21 protein-coding genes are annotated in these 18,528 nt (G+C 58.3%); 16 read left to right on the forward strand and 5 right to left on the reverse strand.

The genetic code is table 11. The features are described 5' to 3' along the window. The first annotated feature begins 59 nt into the window (after positions 1-59). The 14 genes from AC1DFB_RS07435 (at position 60) to AC1DFB_RS07500 (ending at position 13,495) form a co-directional block, all read left to right on the forward strand. Positions 60-737, forward strand: a complete 678-nt coding sequence (locus AC1DFB_RS07435) for an orotate phosphoribosyltransferase (protein ID WP_170732358.1) — start codon at positions 60-62, stop codon at positions 735-737. 201 nt (positions 738-938) lie between these two features. After that, complete coding sequence (locus AC1DFB_RS07440) at positions 939-2,429, forward strand: replicative DNA helicase (RefSeq protein ID WP_170567117.1); 1,491 nt, start codon at positions 939-941, stop codon at positions 2,427-2,429. Between the two features lie 173 nt (positions 2,430-2,602). Next, entirely contained in the window at positions 2,603-3,541 is a 939-nt protein-coding gene (locus AC1DFB_RS07445; protein ID WP_480922430.1) for an isopenicillin N synthase family dioxygenase, read from the forward strand. Positions 3,542-3,588: 47 nt separating this feature from the next. Next, positions 3,589-4,623, forward strand: a complete 1,035-nt coding sequence (gene alr / locus AC1DFB_RS07450) for an alanine racemase (RefSeq protein WP_170800638.1) — start codon at positions 3,589-3,591, stop codon at positions 4,621-4,623. Next, entirely contained in the window at positions 4,620-5,402 is a 783-nt protein-coding gene (locus AC1DFB_RS07455) for an MlaE family ABC transporter permease (protein WP_480922431.1), read from the forward strand. Before alr ends, AC1DFB_RS07455 begins: the two co-directional genes overlap by 4 nt. After that, entirely contained in the window at positions 5,399-6,145 is a 747-nt protein-coding gene (locus tag AC1DFB_RS07460) for an ATP-binding cassette domain-containing protein (protein ID WP_170734926.1), read from the forward strand. The genes AC1DFB_RS07455 and AC1DFB_RS07460 overlap by 4 nt, the downstream gene beginning before the upstream one ends. Before the next feature lie 535 nt (positions 6,146-6,680). Beyond that, positions 6,681-7,133 (forward strand): paraquat-inducible protein A, encoded by a 453-nt coding sequence (locus tag AC1DFB_RS07465; protein ID WP_170465294.1) that lies wholly within the window; start codon positions 6,681-6,683, stop codon positions 7,131-7,133. Positions 7,134-7,281: 148 nt separating this feature from the next. Next, the gene (locus tag AC1DFB_RS07470; RefSeq protein WP_170509585.1) at positions 7,282-8,058 is read left to right on the forward strand and encodes a DNA repair protein; all 777 of its coding nucleotides are present in this window, start codon (positions 7,282-7,284) and stop codon (positions 8,056-8,058) included. A gap of 121 nt (positions 8,059-8,179) precedes the next feature. After that, on the forward strand, positions 8,180-9,544 hold the full coding sequence (gene radA, locus AC1DFB_RS07475) for a DNA repair protein RadA (protein WP_170406458.1): 1,365 nt from the start codon (positions 8,180-8,182) through the stop codon (positions 9,542-9,544). A 40-nt stretch (positions 9,545-9,584) separates the two neighbouring features. After that, positions 9,585-10,157 carry a CvpA family protein gene (locus AC1DFB_RS07480; RefSeq protein WP_170406144.1) on the forward strand — a complete coding sequence of 191 codons (573 nt, stop codon included), beginning with the start codon at positions 9,585-9,587 and terminating at the stop codon, positions 10,155-10,157. A gap of 471 nt (positions 10,158-10,628) precedes the next feature. Beyond that, positions 10,629-10,784: a hypothetical protein gene (locus AC1DFB_RS07485; RefSeq protein WP_170421970.1), complete on the forward strand. Its 156-nt coding sequence runs from the start codon at positions 10,629-10,631 to the stop codon at positions 10,782-10,784. A 16-nt stretch (positions 10,785-10,800) separates the two neighbouring features. After that, positions 10,801-12,321 (forward strand): amidophosphoribosyltransferase, encoded by a 1,521-nt coding sequence (gene purF, locus AC1DFB_RS07490; RefSeq protein WP_170396815.1) that lies wholly within the window; start codon positions 10,801-10,803, stop codon positions 12,319-12,321. Between the two features lie 238 nt (positions 12,322-12,559). Further along, the gene (locus AC1DFB_RS07495; protein ID WP_480922432.1) at positions 12,560-12,808 is read left to right on the forward strand and encodes a hypothetical protein; all 249 of its coding nucleotides are present in this window, start codon (positions 12,560-12,562) and stop codon (positions 12,806-12,808) included. A 42-nt stretch (positions 12,809-12,850) separates the two neighbouring features. Beyond that, positions 12,851-13,495: an SDR family NAD(P)-dependent oxidoreductase gene (locus AC1DFB_RS07500; RefSeq protein WP_170509579.1), complete on the forward strand. Its 645-nt coding sequence runs from the start codon at positions 12,851-12,853 to the stop codon at positions 13,493-13,495. Between the two features lie 61 nt (positions 13,496-13,556). Here the strand turns inward: AC1DFB_RS07500 and AC1DFB_RS07505 are convergent, their stop codons facing one another. From AC1DFB_RS07505 to AC1DFB_RS07520, 4 genes are all read right to left on the reverse strand, one after another. Continuing rightward, positions 13,557-14,399 (reverse strand): ATP-binding protein, encoded by an 843-nt coding sequence (locus AC1DFB_RS07505; protein ID WP_170732453.1) that lies wholly within the window; start codon positions 14,397-14,399, stop codon positions 13,557-13,559. Positions 14,400-14,514: 115 nt separating this feature from the next. Then, on the reverse strand, positions 14,515-15,393 hold the full coding sequence (gene tatC / locus AC1DFB_RS07510) for a twin-arginine translocase subunit TatC (protein ID WP_170396809.1): 879 nt from the start codon (positions 15,391-15,393) through the stop codon (positions 14,515-14,517). Further along, entirely contained in the window at positions 15,390-15,848 is a 459-nt protein-coding gene (gene tatB / locus AC1DFB_RS07515) for a Sec-independent protein translocase protein TatB (RefSeq protein WP_170396807.1), read from the reverse strand. The genes tatC and tatB overlap by 4 nt, the downstream gene beginning before the upstream one ends. A 6-nt stretch (positions 15,849-15,854) precedes the next feature. Continuing rightward, positions 15,855-16,070 carry a twin-arginine translocase TatA/TatE family subunit gene (locus AC1DFB_RS07520; protein WP_010440381.1) on the reverse strand — a complete coding sequence of 72 codons (216 nt, stop codon included), beginning with the start codon at positions 16,068-16,070 and terminating at the stop codon, positions 15,855-15,857. A 218-nt stretch (positions 16,071-16,288) separates the two neighbouring features. Between AC1DFB_RS07520 and AC1DFB_RS07525 the strand changes: the two genes are divergently transcribed. Together AC1DFB_RS07525 and AC1DFB_RS07530 are read left to right on the forward strand one after the other, a co-directional pair. Then, positions 16,289-16,594 carry a hypothetical protein gene (locus tag AC1DFB_RS07525; protein WP_170406158.1) on the forward strand — a complete coding sequence of 102 codons (306 nt, stop codon included), beginning with the start codon at positions 16,289-16,291 and terminating at the stop codon, positions 16,592-16,594. Between the two features lie 21 nt (positions 16,595-16,615). Beyond that, entirely contained in the window at positions 16,616-17,287 is a 672-nt protein-coding gene (locus AC1DFB_RS07530) for a helix-turn-helix transcriptional regulator (protein WP_480922433.1), read from the forward strand. 63 nt (positions 17,288-17,350) lie between these two features. Here the strand turns inward: AC1DFB_RS07530 and AC1DFB_RS07535 are convergent, their stop codons facing one another. Continuing rightward, positions 17,351-18,514, reverse strand: coding sequence for a peptidoglycan DD-metalloendopeptidase family protein (locus tag AC1DFB_RS07535; protein WP_480922434.1), 1,164 nt, complete (start codon positions 18,512-18,514; stop codon positions 17,351-17,353). Positions 18,515-18,528 lie beyond the last annotated feature (14 nt).

Consider the following 18,528-nt stretch of genomic DNA (forward strand, 5'->3'; position numbering starts at 1 on the left):
TCTGGGCCGGGGGTCAGGCTATCAGCCTGCGACACCCTTTCAGCCCAGAGGTTTGCGCCATGATCCCCAGTTCCTTCCCCGACAGCACCGAAATCGCCCGCCTGACCGCGCGGATGCTGCTGGAGATCAAGGCCGTACACTTTAATTCCCGCGAACCTTTCACGCTGGCCAGCGGTCTACCAAGCCCGACCTATATCGATTGCCGCAAGCTGATCTCGTACCCGCGCATCCGCTCGACCCTGATGGACTTCCTGACGGTTACCGTGATGCGCGACGCGGGGTTCGAAGCGTTTGACAATATCGCCGGTGGCGAGACAGCAGGTATTCCCTTCGCTGCAATGGTGGCCGAGCGCATGTCACTGCCAATGACCTACGTGCGGAAGAAACCCAAAGGCTACGGCCGGAACGCCCGCATCGAAGGCGCGATGAGCGAGGGTGAGCGGGTACTGCTGGTTGAAGACCTGACCACCGATGGAGGCTCAAAACTGTCCTTTGTCGACGCGATCCGCGAAACCGGTGCGACCTGTGGGCATACGGCTGTGATCTTCTATTATGGTATTTTCCCCGAAACCGAGAAAACGCTGGGTGATCACGGCGTAAAATTGCACTCGCTTTGTACTTGGTGGGATGTTTTGGCGGAAGCCAAAGCGCAAAAGGCCTTTGACGAAGAGACGCTTGATGGCGTCGAGGCCTTCCTGAACGACCCGCGCGGTTGGCAGGACGCACATAAAAGCTGACGTTGCGCAAACTGTTTTCAGAATGGAAACACTGACCGCTGCGTCGATCGCTTCATCCACAAGATGTTGACGCAACCCTGCCTCATCCTTCAATATGATGGGGCAGAGAGATATGCACAGCATATCCCCAGAAAACATACAATTTGCGCCGACTCACAGGGCCGCGCTATGGCCTCTGTCCAGGGGACAAAGAGAACAGCAATGAACGAGATCAGCAGTATCGAGCAGGCCGCCGCACAGATTCAGAACCCAGAAACAATGCCGCACTCCATCGAGGCCGAGCAGCAGCTTCTGGGTGCGATTCTGACGAATAACGATCTGTATGATCGGGTCGCATCGATTATTGGGGCCGAGCATTTCTATGATCCGGTTCATGCGCGCATCTACGAAGTCGCGTCGACCCGTATCGCTAAAAATGCGCTGGCTTCACCCGTCACGCTGAAGTCTTTCATGGCCGAGGATGAGGGCCTGAAGGAACTGGGTGGTCCGGCCTATCTGGTCAAGCTTGCCGGTGCCTCAATCAGTGCCTTTGCGGTGCATGACTACGCCCAGATGATCTACGACCTCGCCATTCGGCGCGAGCTGATCCGGCTGGGCCGGGACATTTCAGACAAGGCTGCGAGGGTCGATGTCAGCAGCGAGCCCAAAGAGCAAATCGTCGAGGCCGAGCAACAACTTTATCAGTTATCCGAGCAGGGCCAGACCGAACAGGGTTTTCAATCCTTCCTCAAGGCGGTCACAGAAGCCGTCAACGTCACCAACGAGGCGTACCAACGCGGTGGCGGCATGGCGGGGATTTCCACCGGTCTGGCCGATCTCGACAAGCAATTGGGTGGCCTGCACCCGTCCGACCTGATCATTTTGGCCGGGCGTCCGTCGATGGGTAAGACATCGCTGGCAACAAACGTCGCATTTAACGTGGCCAAGGCCTACAAGCGCGGCACCAAGCCGGACGGCTCTGAAGGTGCGATCGACGGCGGTGTGGTTGGGTTCTTTTCACTCGAAATGAGCGCCGAACAGCTTGCGGGCCGGGTTCTGGCCGAGGCTTCCGAGATCTCCAGTCACAAAATCCGCCAGGGCGACATGACCGAGGCCGAGTTCCGCCGCTTCGTGGACGCCGCGAAAGAACTGGAAGCCTGCCCGCTGTTCATTGATGACACCCCCGCCCTGCCAATCTCGCAACTCGCTGCCCGTGCACGGCGGCTGAAGCGGACGCACGGGCTGGATTTGCTGGTGATCGACTACCTTCAGCTCTGCCGCGGAATGGCCGACAACCGGGTCAACGAAATCGCCGAGATTTCGATGGGCATGAAAGCCATCGCCAAGGAACTCAATATCCCGGTCATCGCACTGTCACAGCTCAGCCGACAGGTAGAAAGCCGTGACGACAAACGCCCGCAGCTGTCTGACCTGCGGGAATCGGGCTCGATCGAACAGGATGCCGACGTTGTGATGTTCGTGTTCCGCGAGGAATACTATAAGGAACGCGAAAAACCCGGCGATCACGAGCTGGAAAAGATGGAAGAATGGAAGCAGGCCATGGAGCGCCTGCATGGCAAGGCCGAGGTCATCGTCGGCAAGCAGCGCCACGGCCCCATCGGCACGGTAGAGCTGTCGTTCGAGGCTCAGTTCACCCGCTTCGGCAATCTGGTCAAACCCTGGCAACAGGATAGCCAAATCGAGGGCTATTGATCCCTTGACCAGCCCGGTCCGATGTGTACGGATCGGGCCATGCAAGCTTGTCTCAATCCCCTACCCCGGCGCGTGATTCTGGCGCGTCATTTCGGGCATCGCCGCAAACGCTTTGCGGGATAGACCGGGGGCATTTTTGCCCCTGCAATCTTCCCAATATAAGCGAGAGAGACATGACTGAGTTCACAGAGATCCCCGTTATTCGTCTGGGTGCACGCCCTGATGAGGAAATCGCGGCCGAGTTTCGTTCGGCCTACGGCACGACTGGTTTCGGCTATATCGAAGATCACGGAATAGACCCGCAGCTGATGCGCGATGTGTTCGAAGCCTCAAAACAGTTTCACGCGCTGCCGCTGGATCAAAAGCTGGCAATCGCAGTCGACCACACGCATCGCGGATACATCGCCATCAACACATCGACAGATGTGAACTCAACACTGGCCGATGTAAAAAAACCCAACCAATCCGCCAGCTTCATGATGATGCGCGAGGATGCCGGCGTTGATCCCGATATCTACCTCTCGGGTCCAAACCGATGGCCTGATCTACCGGATTTTCGCGACACCCTGGAAACCTACGTTAAGGCTATGTCGGCCCTTGGACGCAGATTGATGCATATCGCGCTGATCGCTTGCGAGGCGCAGGATTTCTCGGTCCTTTCCGCGTTTGATGAGCCTACATTCTGGCTGCGTCTGCTTCACTATCCTCCGCAAGCAAAGACCAGCCCCGATGATCTGTTCGGCTCGGCCCCGCACACTGATTTCGGATGCCTAACGCTGCTTGCTCAAGATCAGGTGGGCGGCTTGCAGGTCAAAACACCGTCAGGGCATTGGGTTGACGTTCCGTCCCGTCCCGACGCCTTTGTCGTCAATGTCGGGGATATGCTGCACCGGATGTCGAACGGCCGCCTGCTTTCGACGCCGCATCGGGTCATCAACCATTCTGGCCGTGAACGATATAGCGTTCCGTTCTTCTTTGATCCTCATGTCAGTACAATCATCGAACCCCTACCCGGGACCGGCCAACCTCAGTTTAGCCCCTTATTATTTGCGGATTTCCTGCGTTCCGAGCTGGAAGCGGCCTATGAGGCGCATAAACCCGCCAAGAATTAAGGTGCTCCCCCTTGACCTGGGCCAATCCTATGTGATGAACGGCGTTTATGAGTACCGCACATCTGACGATAAATCTGCACGCGCTCGCCCAGAACTGGCAGGCGCTTGACGCAAAGACCCAGGTTGAAACCGGCGCAGTGGTCAAAGCTGACGCTTACGGGTTAGGTGCCGGTCCGGTCGCCTCTGCGCTGGCTGAGGAAGGCGTTGCAAAATTCTTCGTCGCCGTCGCCGAGGAAGGCGTGGCCGTGCGTGAGGCTGTGGGCCCCGGCCCGCTGGTTGCGGTGTTTTCCGGACATATGGAGGGTGACACGGATCTGCTGCGCCAGCATGATCTGACGCCGTTGATCAACTCGCCCGAACAATTCAAGCGTCATCGTCAGGCCCTGCCCGATCATGGCTTTGGTATCCAGCTCGACAGCGGTATGAATCGCCTTGGGCTTGAGCCTGCGGACTGGGCCGAACTGCGGCACGAAGCTCTTGCCCTGGACCCGCTGGTCGTGATGTCGCATTTGGCCTGCGGGGATGAGCCTGAACACCCTATGAACCGCCAACAGTTGAACACGTTCAAACAGATGACCGATGGCGTCGATGCGCCTCGCTCGCTTGCGGCGACGGGTGGTACTCTGATGGGGCCGGAATTCCACTTTGACTTTTGCCGCCCAGGGATTGGCCTGTACGGCGGGATGCCCTTTGCCGGGGCCAAGCCGGTCGTCACCGTCGATATGCCGGTGATTCAAGTGCGCGACGTCGCCGTGGGCGAGACCGTCGGCTACGGCAACAGCTGGAGCGCGCGCCGCCCGTCGAAGATTGCGACCGTTGCGGCCGGTTATGCCGATGGGCTGCATCGCGCCATTGGGGGCGGCATCGATACATTCGCTGGTGATCAGCCCTGCCCGGTGGTAGGACGTATCTCGATGGACCTGATCACCGTGGATGTGACTGACTTGCCGTATAAACCTGATCGCCTGCGTATCCTGAACGGGCACCAAACCGTCGATGATCTGGCCGAAGCCGCTGGCACCATCGGCTATGAAATTCTGACCTCGCTCGGCAGTCGCTTTTCGCGGGGCTACGTGGAATGAATCCCGTTTCATTGCTGGGTGAGCTGGGGCGTTCTATCCTGACCATGCTCGCCGCGTTTGGCCGCGTCGCGCTGTTCGCGCTCGACGCGGTTTCGCACATTTTTCGACCACCGTTTTATCCGCGCGAGTTCGGCATCGCCCTGCTGAATATCGGCTGGTTGTCCCTGCCCGTGGTCGGCCTGACCGCCATCTTCACCGGCGGCGCGTTGGCGCTGCAGATCTACGCAGGCGGCGCGCGTTTCAACGCCGAAGCCGTTGTGCCCCAGATCGTCGCCATAGGCATGGTGCGAGAGCTTGGCCCGGTGCTGGTCGGCCTGATGATCGCCGCCCGCGTGACGTCTTCGATCGCCGCCGAGATTGCGACGATGAAAGTGACCGAGCAGATCGACGCTCTGGTCACATTGTCCACCCATCCGATGAAATACCTCACCGCCCCACGCGTGCTGGCCGCCTTGATCACAGTTCCAGCGCTGGTCGGGGTCGGAGATATCATCGGCATCGCAGGCGGCTACACTGTCGCGACGCAAAATCTGGGCTTCAACCCGGCAGCCTATCTGAAAAACACCGTCGATTTCCTTGAAGCGCGGGATATCGTTTCGTCACTGGTCAAAGGTGCTGCATTCGGCGTGATCGCCGCCATTATGGGTTGCTATTACGGCATGTCCTCAAGCCGCGGCGCGCAGGGCGTGGGCCGCGCCACCAAGGGCTCGGTCGAGGCTGCTGCTGTGCTGATCCTCGCCGCCAATTTCGTTCTTACAGGGGTGTTCTTCTCGCTATGATCCGAATGGAGAACGTACATAAGGCCTTTGACGACAACCACGTCTTGCAAGGCATGAACCTTGATATCCCACAGGGCACCTCGATGGTCATCATCGGTGGTTCGGGTACGGGCAAATCCGTGGCGCTGAAATGCATCCTCGGCCTGATCAAGCCCGACAGCGGCATGATCTATGTCGACGGCAAAGACGCCGCCAAAGGCGACCGCGATGCGTTTCTGGCCCGCTTTGGAATGCTGTTTCAGGGCGCGGCGCTGTTCGACTCGCTGCCCGTCTGGCAAAACGTCGCCTTCCGCCTGCTGCGCGGCTCGCTGAAACGCCCAGTCGATGAGGCGCGCGAGATCGCCATCGAGAAACTGCGCCGTGTGGGCCTGAAATCCAACGTCGCTGACCGGTTCCCGGCGGAGTTGTCAGGCGGCATGCAAAAACGCGTCGGCCTCGCCCGCGCCATCGCCGCCGAACCCGAGATCATTTTCTTCGACGAGCCCACCACCGGCCTCGACCCCATCATGTCCGGCGTCATCAACGACCTGATCCGAGAAATCGTGACCGAGATGGGCGCCACCGCGATGACAATCACCCACGACATGAGCTCCGTCCGTGCCATTGCCGACAACGTAGCCATGCTGCACGGAGGCGTGATCCAGTGGACTGGCCCGGTCAGCCAGATGGACGCCTCAGGTGATCCCTATGTGGAGCAGTTCATCAGCGGGAGTGCCGAGGGGCCGATTGAGGCGGTGCGTTAAGCTCTCTCCGCCTCACGTTCCTGCTTTAACTGATCATACGCGCGCTTAGCGTAGTCATAGCGCAATAGATATTGCCCTGCGCTTATCACAAAGTCGGGGGTTAGAATGCGTATTGCATCAAACACTTGGCGAAGATGTGTTCCGGAAACCGGGATGTAGCCGGGATCTTCACCAGAAAACCTGTTGAATAGACGGCCACCAAACCATACCGCTCTTCTTCGTGCGCGATCCGTTTCGTAAAGTCGGAAATGCAAAACACCAAAGAGCTGCTCTCGGTCAAACGGCAACCTGTCTGCTGCCGCACTCGCAGCTGAAAAGACAGCATTTAAGCCGTCAGTTCCCGCAGCAACGGTTCCTTTACTAAATGCGGATGGGCCATTTACGATCTTTATTATTGGGTCAGGCACTGCAATCTAAAGCTGATTAATTTAGGACTTACTTAAACTTACACTCAACTCAAGCGACCGCAACTCAGAACTTGCCGCAGATACCTCCACTCATTAAGTATTCAACTGCCTTATCAAAATTCTTGTTCATGATCCTCCGCCTCGCCACCCTATCCCTCCTGATCCTCTACCCCATCGCGTGGTTCGCCCCGCTGATGCGCGCCGGTCTGCTCCCGATCTTCGGCCTCAGTGAAATCAGCGTCATCACCGGGCTCCAGTCCTTGTGGAAGTCCGACATCTTCCTCGCGTTGATCGTTACCGTCTTCGCCCTCTTCGCGCCCTACGTCAAAACCATCGGCACCGCGCTGATCCAATGGAACCTGCTGGACCCGCGCGTCCAGCCCGCGCTCAACATCCTCGGCAAGCTGGCGATGGCCGATATCTTCCTCATCGCGCTCTACATCACGCTGGCCAAAGGCATCTCATACGCCACCATCGAAACCGCATGGGGTCTCTACCTGTTCACCGGCTGCATTCTGGCCTCACTTGCACTGGGCCATATTACAGAGATGACATTTGGATCACGAAAACCTCAGACCTAATTGATTGAAAACAGATTTCTGAGTATCATCTTAATATTTCGAGCAGTAAATTTTGTAGTTTTCGGGTCCGTAGCGGATCACTTCGCGTCTGTCTAACCTTCCGCTTCGGCCCGGTTTTTGTACCGGTTGAAGAAGGAGAACGACGATCATGGCCGCCCTCCACACAATAACATTGCAATTTCAGAATACCTTATTAAGGCTCACTTTTTTCCTGATCTGCGCCGCAGCATTGTTCGCGGTGACGACCACCATTTTATCCGCGATTGGCATCCTGCCCTGGCTCTCGTTGCAGGCCGGTCTCAGCAACGGTGCAACAATTGACGCAGGCATCTATATCCAGATCGGATTAACCGCCCTGATCCTGATGCTGGTCTTCTATCTGCCATCGAACGCCCGCATGATGGCGCTTGAAAACACCCATCGTAAGTTCACAATGAATATGCAGGACGTGGCCGGGGCCTATCAGGTCGCCCATGCCGCCGACCGCAGCGGCGCCTTTGCGCTGGCCTCCGAATTCGACGCGGTGAAAGAGCGCATGGCCTTCCTGCGCGATCACCCCGATTTGCAGGGGCTCGAACCGCAGGTGCTGGAACTGGCTGCTCAGATGAGCCAGATCAGCCAGGAACTGGCCGAGACCTATGGGGACACAAAGGTCGAACGCGCCCGCGCCTTCCTGCGGCAACGTCAGGAAGAGGTCGAACAATTCCAGCAGCGCATCGAGGAAGCCCAAATCATCCAGCACGAGCTGCGCCAATGGACCCGAGACATCGAGATCGAGGAATCCATCGCCAAATCGCAACTCGCGCGCCTCAGGGATGAGCTGTTCGATCTGCTTCCGGAACTGTCGGCGCAATTGCAATCCCCCACGGACGATCAAACACCAGGCAGCGTGGTTGCGATGACCCCGCCGCGTGCTGCGGAATAGGCGCGTCTAGCGCCCGCAGCGGACGATGGCCCGAAGGGCCTGAGGACGTGGCGCGCCACCGGCGGTGAGGAAAGCCCGCAAGGGCTTGAAGAACCGCCCTTCCTCGGGCACCAAGGGCGACATGGCAAAGACACAATCCTTCACCTGCTCCGCCTGCGGTGCCTCACATACACGATGGTCAGGCCGCTGCGACGGCTGCGGCGAGTGGAACACCATCGTTCAGGAAGCCCCGCTCTCGGCTGGACCAGCCAAGAAATCCCTCGGCGGCAAACGCGGCCAGTCAATCGCGCTCACCGACCTCTCGACCGAAGAAACACCCCCGCCCCGCACCCTCTGCGGTGTTGAAGAATTGGACCGTGTCCTCGGCGGCGGCCTTGTCCCTGCATCGGCGCTGCTGGTGGGCGGTGACCCCGGCATTGGCAAATCGACCCTCTTACTGCAAGCTGCAGCACGTTTTGCCCGCAAAGGTGTCAAAACCATCTACGTCTCGGGCGAGGAGGCTAGCGCACAGGTTAGGATGCGCGCGCGCCGGTTAGGTCTGGAAGAGTCGCCGGTGCAATTGGCCGCTGAAACCAACCTTCGGGACATCCTCACGACGCTAGAGGCAGAAAAACCCGGCCTCGCCATCATCGACTCGATCCAGACGATGTGGGCCGACAATGTCGACAGCGCGCCGGGCTCGGTGTCGCAGGTGCGCGCCGCAGCGCACGAGCTGACGACATTTGCAAAACGCCACGGCGTATCGATCATCATGGTTGGCCACGTCACCAAAGAAGGCCAGATCGCTGGCCCCCGTGTAGTCGAACATATGGTCGACACCGTGCTTTACTTCGAAGGCGAACGCGGGCACCAGTTCCGCATCCTGCGCGCCGTTAAGAACCGCTTTGGCCCAGCGGATGAGATCGGCGTCTTCGAAATGACCGGCAAAGGGCTGGCGCAAGTCACCAACCCTTCGGCCCTGTTCCTATCGGAACGCGGTAAGCCCAGCCCAGGTTCCGCCGTATTCGCAGGTATCGAAGGCACCCGCCCCGTGCTGGTCGAATTGCAAGCACTGGTGGCGCCGTCCCCCCATTCCCAGCCCCGCCGCACGGTTGTGGGATGGGATAGCGGGCGGCTCGCCATGATCCTTGCAGTACTCGAAGCCCGCTGCGGCATCCCCTTTGCCGGGCTCGATGTCTACCTGAACGTCGCCGGAGGGCTGAAAGTCAGCGAACCTGCTGCCGACCTCGCCGTTGCTGCTGCACTGCTCAGCGCTCGTGAAGACACCGCCCTGCCTGCCGATACGGTCGTTTTCGGAGAAATCTCGCTATCCGGGGCACTTAGACCAGCCCCGCAGACCGAAAACAGGTTGAAAGAAGCGCAAAAACTTGGTTTCACAGCGGCAATTGCTCCGGCAGGTGGCAAAACTGGCACTGTGGCAGGTCTGACACTCACCCGACCCTCTGATTTGGTGGGGTTTGTTGGCGAAACCTTCGGAGCAGGGTAAAGTCGCGCCTTGAGGGGCAGAAAACGAACAGGCGAGGGCCATGGAAGGTTTTACAATAATTGACGGGGTTGTGGCCCTGATCATCGTGCTGTCGGGCTTGCTGGCCTATTCGCGCGGTTTCATGCGCGAGGTTTTGGCCATCGCAGGCTGGGTCGCCGCGGCAGTTCTAGCATTCATCTTCGCACCGCAGGCCGTACCACTGGTCAAAGAGGTCCCGGTGGTTGGAGAATTCCTGCGTGATAGCTGCGAGCTTTCGGTCATTACCGGCTTTGCCGCCGTCTTCGCCATTGCGCTGATCGTGGTCAGCATCTTCACACCGCTCTTTTCGTCTTTGGTGCAGCGTTCCGCGCTTGGCGGGCTGGATCAGGCGCTTGGCTTCTTCTTCGGCATCGCCCGCGGCATCCTGTTGGTTGCCATCGCGTTCTTTGTCTACGACACGGTGATGACCGGCCAGTCTTATACCATGGTTGATGAAAGCCGCTCTGCCAAAGTGTTCGAACAGTTCAGCGGACAGATCGAAGAACAAAATCCCGAGGCGGCGTTGGGTTGGGTTACCGCCCAGTACGAAGAGCTGGTCGCAAGCTGCACCGCCGACAACGCCTCTGAGGGTTAATCAAACCAAATTCCAAAGATAAGCCCGGTTTCAGCCGGGCTTTTTTGCGTTTGGTTCGGAAAAATCAGATAAACCCTTCGCCACCACAAATATTGCAACGGATGGTCTTCAGGCCAAAGCATCCGTCACATCGGCTTGAGATCGGCTTGCCATACTGGTCTCGGCTCTTGATCACTTCACCGGTTCCCTTGCAGATCTCGCAGGGTGCGCGCCCTGCCCCACGACATCGGTGGCAACGCCGCTTGACAGGTTTGTCCTTCGGTGTGTTTTGCTTGTGTTGCCACATGGCGTCTGCTCCACCAGGTATTGCCGGACTGCATGCAAAAAACCTTCGCAATGATATGACAGCATAGGTCTGTACATTTGTCATCCTAAACCCGCGGCGTGTACAATTCGCACCTGCGTCAAATCGCGAATGTGATCCTTTGATGACACACGCATCGTTTGGCATTATGTGGAGGCCATACCGACATGGAATCGGAGCTGCCGACCTTGCTGTATCTGTTTTCTTATGCGCTAGCCGCTTTCGTGCTTGTGCCTCAGTCCCGTGCAAACGGACCAAAACACACCATTCAGATACCCGTCCGCACCCGATCCGACCTGAACGCCATCCTAAGCAAGTCATAGAAATTGGAGCCCGTGTATGTGTGGGATTTTGGGGATCGCAAGCCGGACACATGATGTCTTTGCGGAAATCTATGACGGCTTGCTGATGCTTCAGCACCGAGGTCAGGACGCCTCGGGGATCGTCACCTACAACGGCGAGTTCTTCCGTGAGAAGAAAGCAAATGGTCTCGTCAAAGACGTGTTCAATGCCAGTGACGCCGAAACCCTGTTGGGAAAGGTCGGCATGGGCCATGTCCGCTATCCAACCGCTGGCTCGCTCAGCGCGGCCGAGGCGCAACCATTTTTCGTGAACGCGCCTTATGGCATCTATCTGGTTCACAACGGCAACATCACCAATACCGAAGAACAACGCGAAAAGGTAACTGCCAAATACAGCCGCCACCTGCGCACAACTTCGGATTCAGAGGTCCTTCTGAACGTACTGGCCGACAAGGTCGCTGATGCGATCAAGGTCAATGGTAATGCTGATCCGATCCGCAACCTGTTTGCCGGTGTCAAAATGACGATGGAGCGGGTTCAGGGGGCGTATTCGGTGATCTGCCTCGTCGCGGGCGTCGGGATGCTGGCCTTCCGCGATCCTTACGGCATCCGACCTTTGTCTGTTGCCAAGCGTGCTGCAACTGGTGACGGCGATGATTATGCCTTTGCTTCCGAAGATGTGGCATTCGGCATCAACGGTTTTGACAAGCTGCGCGACCTAGGTCCCGGCGAGGCGATCCTTATCGACCTCGACGGCAATATGCACGAGTTCCAGGCCGTTGAAGGTAAACTGACACCCTGCATCTTCGAGTATGTCTATCTAGCCCGACCGGATTCGCTGCTGGATGGGGTGTCGGTTTACAAAACCCAGATGCGAATGGGGCAGACGCTGGCCAAGCAAATTCAGGACTCGGGACTTGAGATCGACCGGATCATCCCTGTGCCAGATAGCGCCCGCCCTGTCGCGCTTGAGGCCGCAAAGATCACAGGCATTCCCTATCGCGAGGGGCTTGTTAAGAACCGTTATGTTGGCCGCACCTTCATCATGCCAGGCCAGGAAGAACGGCAGAAATCCGTGCGTCGCAAACTGAACGCGGTGCCTTTGGAGTTTGACGGTCATAACGTACTGCTGATCGACGATTCGATCGTGCGCGGCAATACAATCAAAAAGATCGTCCAGATGTGCCGTGAGGCCGGGGCCAAAAAGGTCTATATCGCCAGCGCCTCGCCCCCGGTGAAATACCCCAATGTCTATGGCATCGATATGCCAACCCGACACGAGCTTGTCGCGAATGGCAAAGAGATCGAGGAGATTCGCGAAGAACTGGGTGCGGATGCGCTGTTCTACCAACATCTCGACGATCTGATCTGGGCTGCCAAGGAAGGCAACCCCGAGATCGAAGCTTTTGACTGTTCCTGCTTTGACGGCAACTACGTCACCGGCGTCGATGAGGAATATCTGGGCAGCCTAGAAAACAGCAGTCGGGTCAGCAAAAAGCGTGAAGATATGCAGGTGGTCGGCAGTTCGTGGAACGCGGCGAAACTGGCCTCGGGGTGATCGGGCGAATCGTTTTGTCCTGAGGCGCCGGCCAAGAGACTTGCGCTAGCGGCCATAGGTCAGAATCCGCCGACAACCTATTGCTGAACAGGCTGCATTTGCAAAGGGTTCGGTATGCGGCATTCGAACCGCTTCCAACCGAGTGCTGCCGGCCTTTTGGTCCGGCAAAGCCCGTGTTACCCGGATGCCGAAAACCACTCACAAAACGGGGTCCGGGCGCGCAGCTCGGCCACAGATCATGGCAAACGCAACGGTGAAAAGCGCCGCCACACAGGCGGGGGCGCTCAAGAAGAACGCGGTCTCGGTATTGGGCATTTTTGGGCCCAAGGCGGACCTACAAGCCCTAGTCCGCATGTCGTCGGGGCGCATTAAGAAAGTGAAACTCGGCAGTCGTGTCGGCCCGGGTAAGGTCGTCGCCATTGATGAAAATGGTGTTGTGCTGCGACAAAGCGGCCAGAACCGAAGGATCGACATCCCCGGCAGTTGATCCTGACTTGACGCCCTGCGCGTGCAGGTTCAAACCCCCCTCATGACCGATCAGACCAAAATCGCCCTTATCACCGGGGCTTCTCGCGGGTTGGGCGCGGCGCTGGCCGAAGCGCTGGCCCCCGACTATCACATCGTCGCTGTCGCTCGTACTCAGGGCGGGCTGGAAGAGCTGGATGACCGCATCCAGGCGAAGGGTGGCTCGGCCACTCTGGCCCCTATGGACATCACCGATCCCAATGCGATGGCGACCCTGTGCCGGAGCATTCACGATCGCTGGGGCAAGATCGATTTGTGGTTGCATACTGCAATCCATACCTCAGCCCTGACGCCAGTGCATTTCGTTGATCCGAAGGAATGGAACAAGGCAGTCAGCATCAATGCAAACGCCACCTCGGTTCTGATCCCGTATGTCGCGCCTTTGTTGGGCGAAACTGGCCATGCCGTGTTCTTCGATGACCCGAAGGCAGGCGAGAAGTTCTATGGCATCTACGGCGCCACCAAAGCGGCACAGATGGCGCTGGCTCGCAGTTGGGCGACCGAGACCGCACGGACGGGACCGCGCGTGTCGATTGTTGAGCCTGCACCGATGCCGACCGCCGTACGTGCGCGTTTCCATCCCGGTGAGGATCGGGATGTATTAACCAGCACTGCGGATGAGGCGGCGCGGATTATAGCACTGTTGTGAGAATGGCCCTGACGGGCCATGCCTCCGGCAGAGGTATCTCTGGCCAGATGAAGCGGGCGGACTAACCGATATGGACGCCGTTTCGCCCGGCGAGGTCGACGAAGAATTGCCAGGCGACGCGGCCCGAGCGTGCCCCCCGGGTGGCTTGCCACTCGATGGCTTCCGCGCGCAGAGTTTTTGGATCAACCTTGACGCCATGAGCGGCGCAGTAGCGATCGATCATCGCTAGATATTCGTCCTGATCGCAGGGGTGGAACCCCAGCCACAGGCCGAAACGGTCAGAGAGTGAGACCTTCTCCTCGACCGCCTCGGACGGATTAATGGCGCTGGAGCGTTCGTTTTCGATCATGTCGCGCGGCATCAGGTGGCGGCGGTTTGATGTGGCGTAGAACACAACGTTTTCCGGGCGACCTTCGATACCGCCATCCAGCACGGCCTTGAGCGATTTGTAATGCTGGTCATCGTGGCTGAACGACAAATCATCGCAAAACAGGATGAACCTGTGCGGCGCGGCACGCAGGTGGTTCAGCAAACGCGCGACCGAGCCCATATCCTCGCGCTGCAATTCGACCAGTTTCAGGTCAGGATGCTCATCCTGCAACGTACCGTGCACCGCTTTGACGAGGCTGGATTTCCCCATTCCGCGCGCGCCCCACAAGAGCGCGTTATTAGCCTTGTAACCCGCAGCAAAGCGGCGCGTGTTGTCCAGCAACGTATCGCGGGAGCGGTTGATCCCTACCAATAGATCAAGGTCGACCCGATTGACCTGTGTGACGGGTTCCAGCCGGTCAGGCTCGACATGCCAGACGAAAGCCGGGGCCGCGTTGAAATCAGGTGCCGCCAGCGGCGCGGGCGCCATGCGTTCCAACGCGTCCGCAATGCGATTCAGGGCTTGGTCGTCCATCGGCTCCTCCGGGATGTTCTGGCGGAGTTCAACCATGTTCCGATCAACACAACAAGAGCAGCAATTGAAAAAGGCGCGCCTACCTTGGGCGCGCCTTTAAAGCTATTGGAACAGGTTACTTGTTCTCTTCGTAATCCTGCATCACGTCTGCGTCGGCTTCGGCCTCTTCATCGTCGTAGTATCCATCGGCGCGCAACTGTTCTTCGCGCTTCTTCTCGACACGGGCGACCAGGAATATTGAAATTTCATAGAGCCCGTAAACTACGACAAAGAGGATGATCTGGGTGATCACGTCCGGCGGTGTGACAATCGCAGCCAACACCAGAATGCCTACCACCGCATATTTACGCACTGCCCCCAGACCTTCGGCACTGACAAGTCCGGCCTTACCCATCAGTGTCAGCAATACGGGCAATTGAAAGCACAGGCCAAAGGCAACGATGAACTTGATGGTCAGGTTGAGATATTCCTGCGCCGAACCCTGAAACACCACGCTCAAAGGTGCGGTTGCGCCTTCTGCTACAGCTTCTCCTTCCGCTCCAAATTGCTGGAAACCGAGGAAGAAGTCATAGGCCAATGGCGTGACCACATAAAAAGCGAAGCTTGCGCCCAGCAGGAACATGAAGGGAGAGGCCAGCATGAACGGCAGAAACGCGTTTTTTTCCGATTTATACAGGCCCGGCGCCACGAACCTCCACATCTGCATCCCGATATAGGGAAAGGCCAGAATGAACCCGCCCAGCAGCGAAACCTTGATCGCTACAAAGAACCCTTCCTGCGGCGAGATGAAGATCAGCCCACAATCCTGTCCACGCTCGGTCAGCACCTCACATAGCGGTTGCGTGAGGAAGTTGAACAGTGGGGTGGCCACGGTGAAACAGATGATCATACCGATCAGAAACGCCACAACGCAGTGGATCAGCCGCGTACGTAGCTCGGCCAGGTGCTCGATCAGGGGTGCCGAGCTGTCCTCGATCTCGTCGGTCTTGGTCATGTTTTGCTTTCGGTTTTCAGCGCTGCTTCGGCCTCTTCCGCCTTGGCCAGCGCATCCGCGGCTTCCTTGGCCTTGCGTTCAGCGGCAGCGCGCGCCGTTGTGGCTTGGATCTTCTTGGCTTGCTCTGCTCGCTCAGTGGCCAGCTTGCCGGTCTCGCTGTCAGGGTCGAACTTGGTTGGGTCGATGGATTTGGCCACGTCGCGCGCGGCTTCGTTGATCCCGTCCATCGCTGTACTAACCGGGTTGGTCGCCGCGTTCAGGCCCTTCTTGATCTCATTGACGCCTGCTTCGTCCGCAGCCTCGTTCATTGCAGTGCTGAATTCGCGCGCCATGCCGCGCGCCTTTCCGACGAACCGTCCGACATTGCGGAACAGCACAGGCAGGTCCTTTGGCCCCACCACGATCAACGCGACGATGCCGATGACCAGAAGCTCGGTCCAGCCCAGATCAAACATCTAGGCTCAGACCTTGTCTTTGTCAGTCTCAGGCGTGACGTCTTTGGCCAGCTCAGACGCGTCTTGTTCCAGTTCTTCCGAACCTTCCTTGATGCCTTTTTTGAACGAGGTAATGCCTTTACCCACTTCACCCATCAGCGAGCTGATCTTGCCGCGTCCAAACAGGACGAGAACCACAACAGCAATCAGCAGGATACCCGGAAGGCCAATATTGTTGAGCATGACTTGTCTCCTTCTACGTCGGCGCAGCGCGCCGTGAATATGTCTGGCCCCGTGTCTACGCCCGTACGGGCATCAGCAAAAGTGCGACAGATCAAATCCGCGCGCAAAATTGAACGGATCATGCGTTTTTTGCGGACTCGCATTTCTCAACTGACAGGTTTATGTCAGTTGATATCACCTAGAAGGACGATATCGAAACCTGGTCTACGGAGAACCACATGACCCATGTCGCAGAAATCGTCACCTTTACCCTTGCCGACGGCACAAAGCCTGAACAGTTCGTCAGGCTAAGCCAAGCCTCCGAAGCCTTCGTCCGCGCGGCTCCCGGCTTTACCCACCGCCAGCTAAGCCATGGCGAAGATGGCCGCTGGACCGACTATGTCGTCTGGACCGATATGAAATCGGCAAAGGACGCCGCTGCTGCATTCATGCAACAGGATTTTGCACCCGCTCTGATGGCGGCAATCAACCCCGACAGCGCCCAGATGCGTCACGAGACCGTGCTATGGAACATGACCGCCTAAGGGCGGCTCGGACGGCGTGTCATGCGCCGCACTGACCGCCTGTTCGACATCATACAGATCCTGCGCGATGGTAACTTGCACCGCGCGCAGGACATCGCGGACCGACTTGAGGTGTCGGTCCGTACGATCTATCGCGATATGGACACGTTGCTGGCCTCGGGCGTACCTGTAGAAGGCGAACGCGGCGTAGGTTACATGGTGCGTGAACAGATCACGCTGCCCCCGCTAAACCTGACACCCGCCGAGCTTGAGGCTCTGAACCTCGGCATGGCGATCGTTGCCGAGGCCGCCGATCCCGATCTTAAATCCGCCGCAGAATCTCTAGCCGAGAAAATCGACGCCGTCCTGCCCACGCAGGTCATTGCCGAGGCCGACAGCTGGAAATTCGCGGTCTATCCCTTCGCTGATGTCGTACGCGGAATGGCACATATGGCCCCGATCCGCGCCGCGATCAAATCGCGCCAGAAATTGCAGCTCAGCTACCGCCGCATTGACGGCGCGCTGACCGATCGCACTATCCGACCGCTACATATGGAATACTGGGGCCGTGTCTGGACACTGACTGCCTGGTGCGAACTGCGCAACGACTTCCGCGTCTTCCGCATCGACCTGATAGAAAACGTCACGCCTCTACCGGAACTCTTTACCGACGAACCGGGTAAAAGGCTCAGCGACTACGATCCCAATGCGTGATCCGTCCTTCATCTGGCCCCAAATACCTCCGCCGGAGGCATGGCCCGGAACGGGCCATTTCGGTCACTTCAGGTAAGGCTCGGGATCAACCGACTCGAACCCTTTGCGCACTTCGAAGTGCACATATGCATTGTCGCCTCCGCGCAGCGAGGCGATCTTTTGTCCCCGTCGCACCCGATCACCTTTCTTGATGGTGATATTGTCGACATTGGCATAAACAGTCAGCAAGTCATTGTTGTGTTTCACAACGATGATCGGAACCTGATCCGCATCCGCGGTGATCGCGGCGACCGTGCCTGCCTCGGCCGCACTGACCGACGCGCCTGGCGCTGCGGCGATATCTATCCCCTCATTCTTACCCTTCTTGTAGGTCCGAATGATGGTGCCGCTCACCGGGCTTGCCAGCGCCGAGCTTCCCGAATTGGTCGGGGCCTCGGCTGTGATATCCGGCGCAGGCGTTGCCGCGGCAACTTTCTCATCCGGCAATGGCTGCGTCGCGCTCGGCGGCGTAGGAGTTGGTGAGCCTTCGCCCGGTTGGGTTACCGCAGTTGCCGTGGCGGCCGGCGCTGCTGCCCGAGGTGCCGGTTGATTCTTGACCGGGATCAACAGGTACTGGTCTTCGCGCACCATAAAGTCTGGTCCCAAACCGTTCCATTCTGCCAGAGACTCCACAGGCACCTGATAGAGGCGCGAAATTGTATAGGCTGTCTCACCCCGCTTGACCTTGTGCCGGATCGGCTCAGGCCCCGTAGCAACCGGTGCCGGAGCCGCAGCAGGTTGCGCGGGCTCCAATGTCGATGTATGAACAGATCCTGTGTCCGGTGCCTCGTCAATCGCGGTTCCGGCAATGGTCGCAATATCAACATTGCTCGTCCCACCGACCGAGCGCGGCAAGGCCAGAACTTCACCGTCACGCAGGCTGTCATTTGGCTGCAATCCGTTAAACCGGGCCAATTCGGCCACCGGCATGCCGATCCGGGTGGCGACATCGCCAACTGTATCCCCACGGCGGGCTACCGCGACCTGATAGTTCGGATAGGTGATCACGCCACGCGCATCCGGCGTCGGGCGGTTGGCGGTCGCTGCAAGGGCGGCATCTGCAGTGGAGAACCCGCCGACATTGCCGCGCAGGTCATAGTCATATGGCCCTTCACACCCGGCCAGAATTGCCAGTGCGGCAACACCTGTCGCATAGCGGCGCATTGCTGATTTGGAAACTGCTCTCATTTTACTGTCCTCAA

The sequence above is a fragment of the Ruegeria sp. S84 genome, assembly GCF_056583445.1.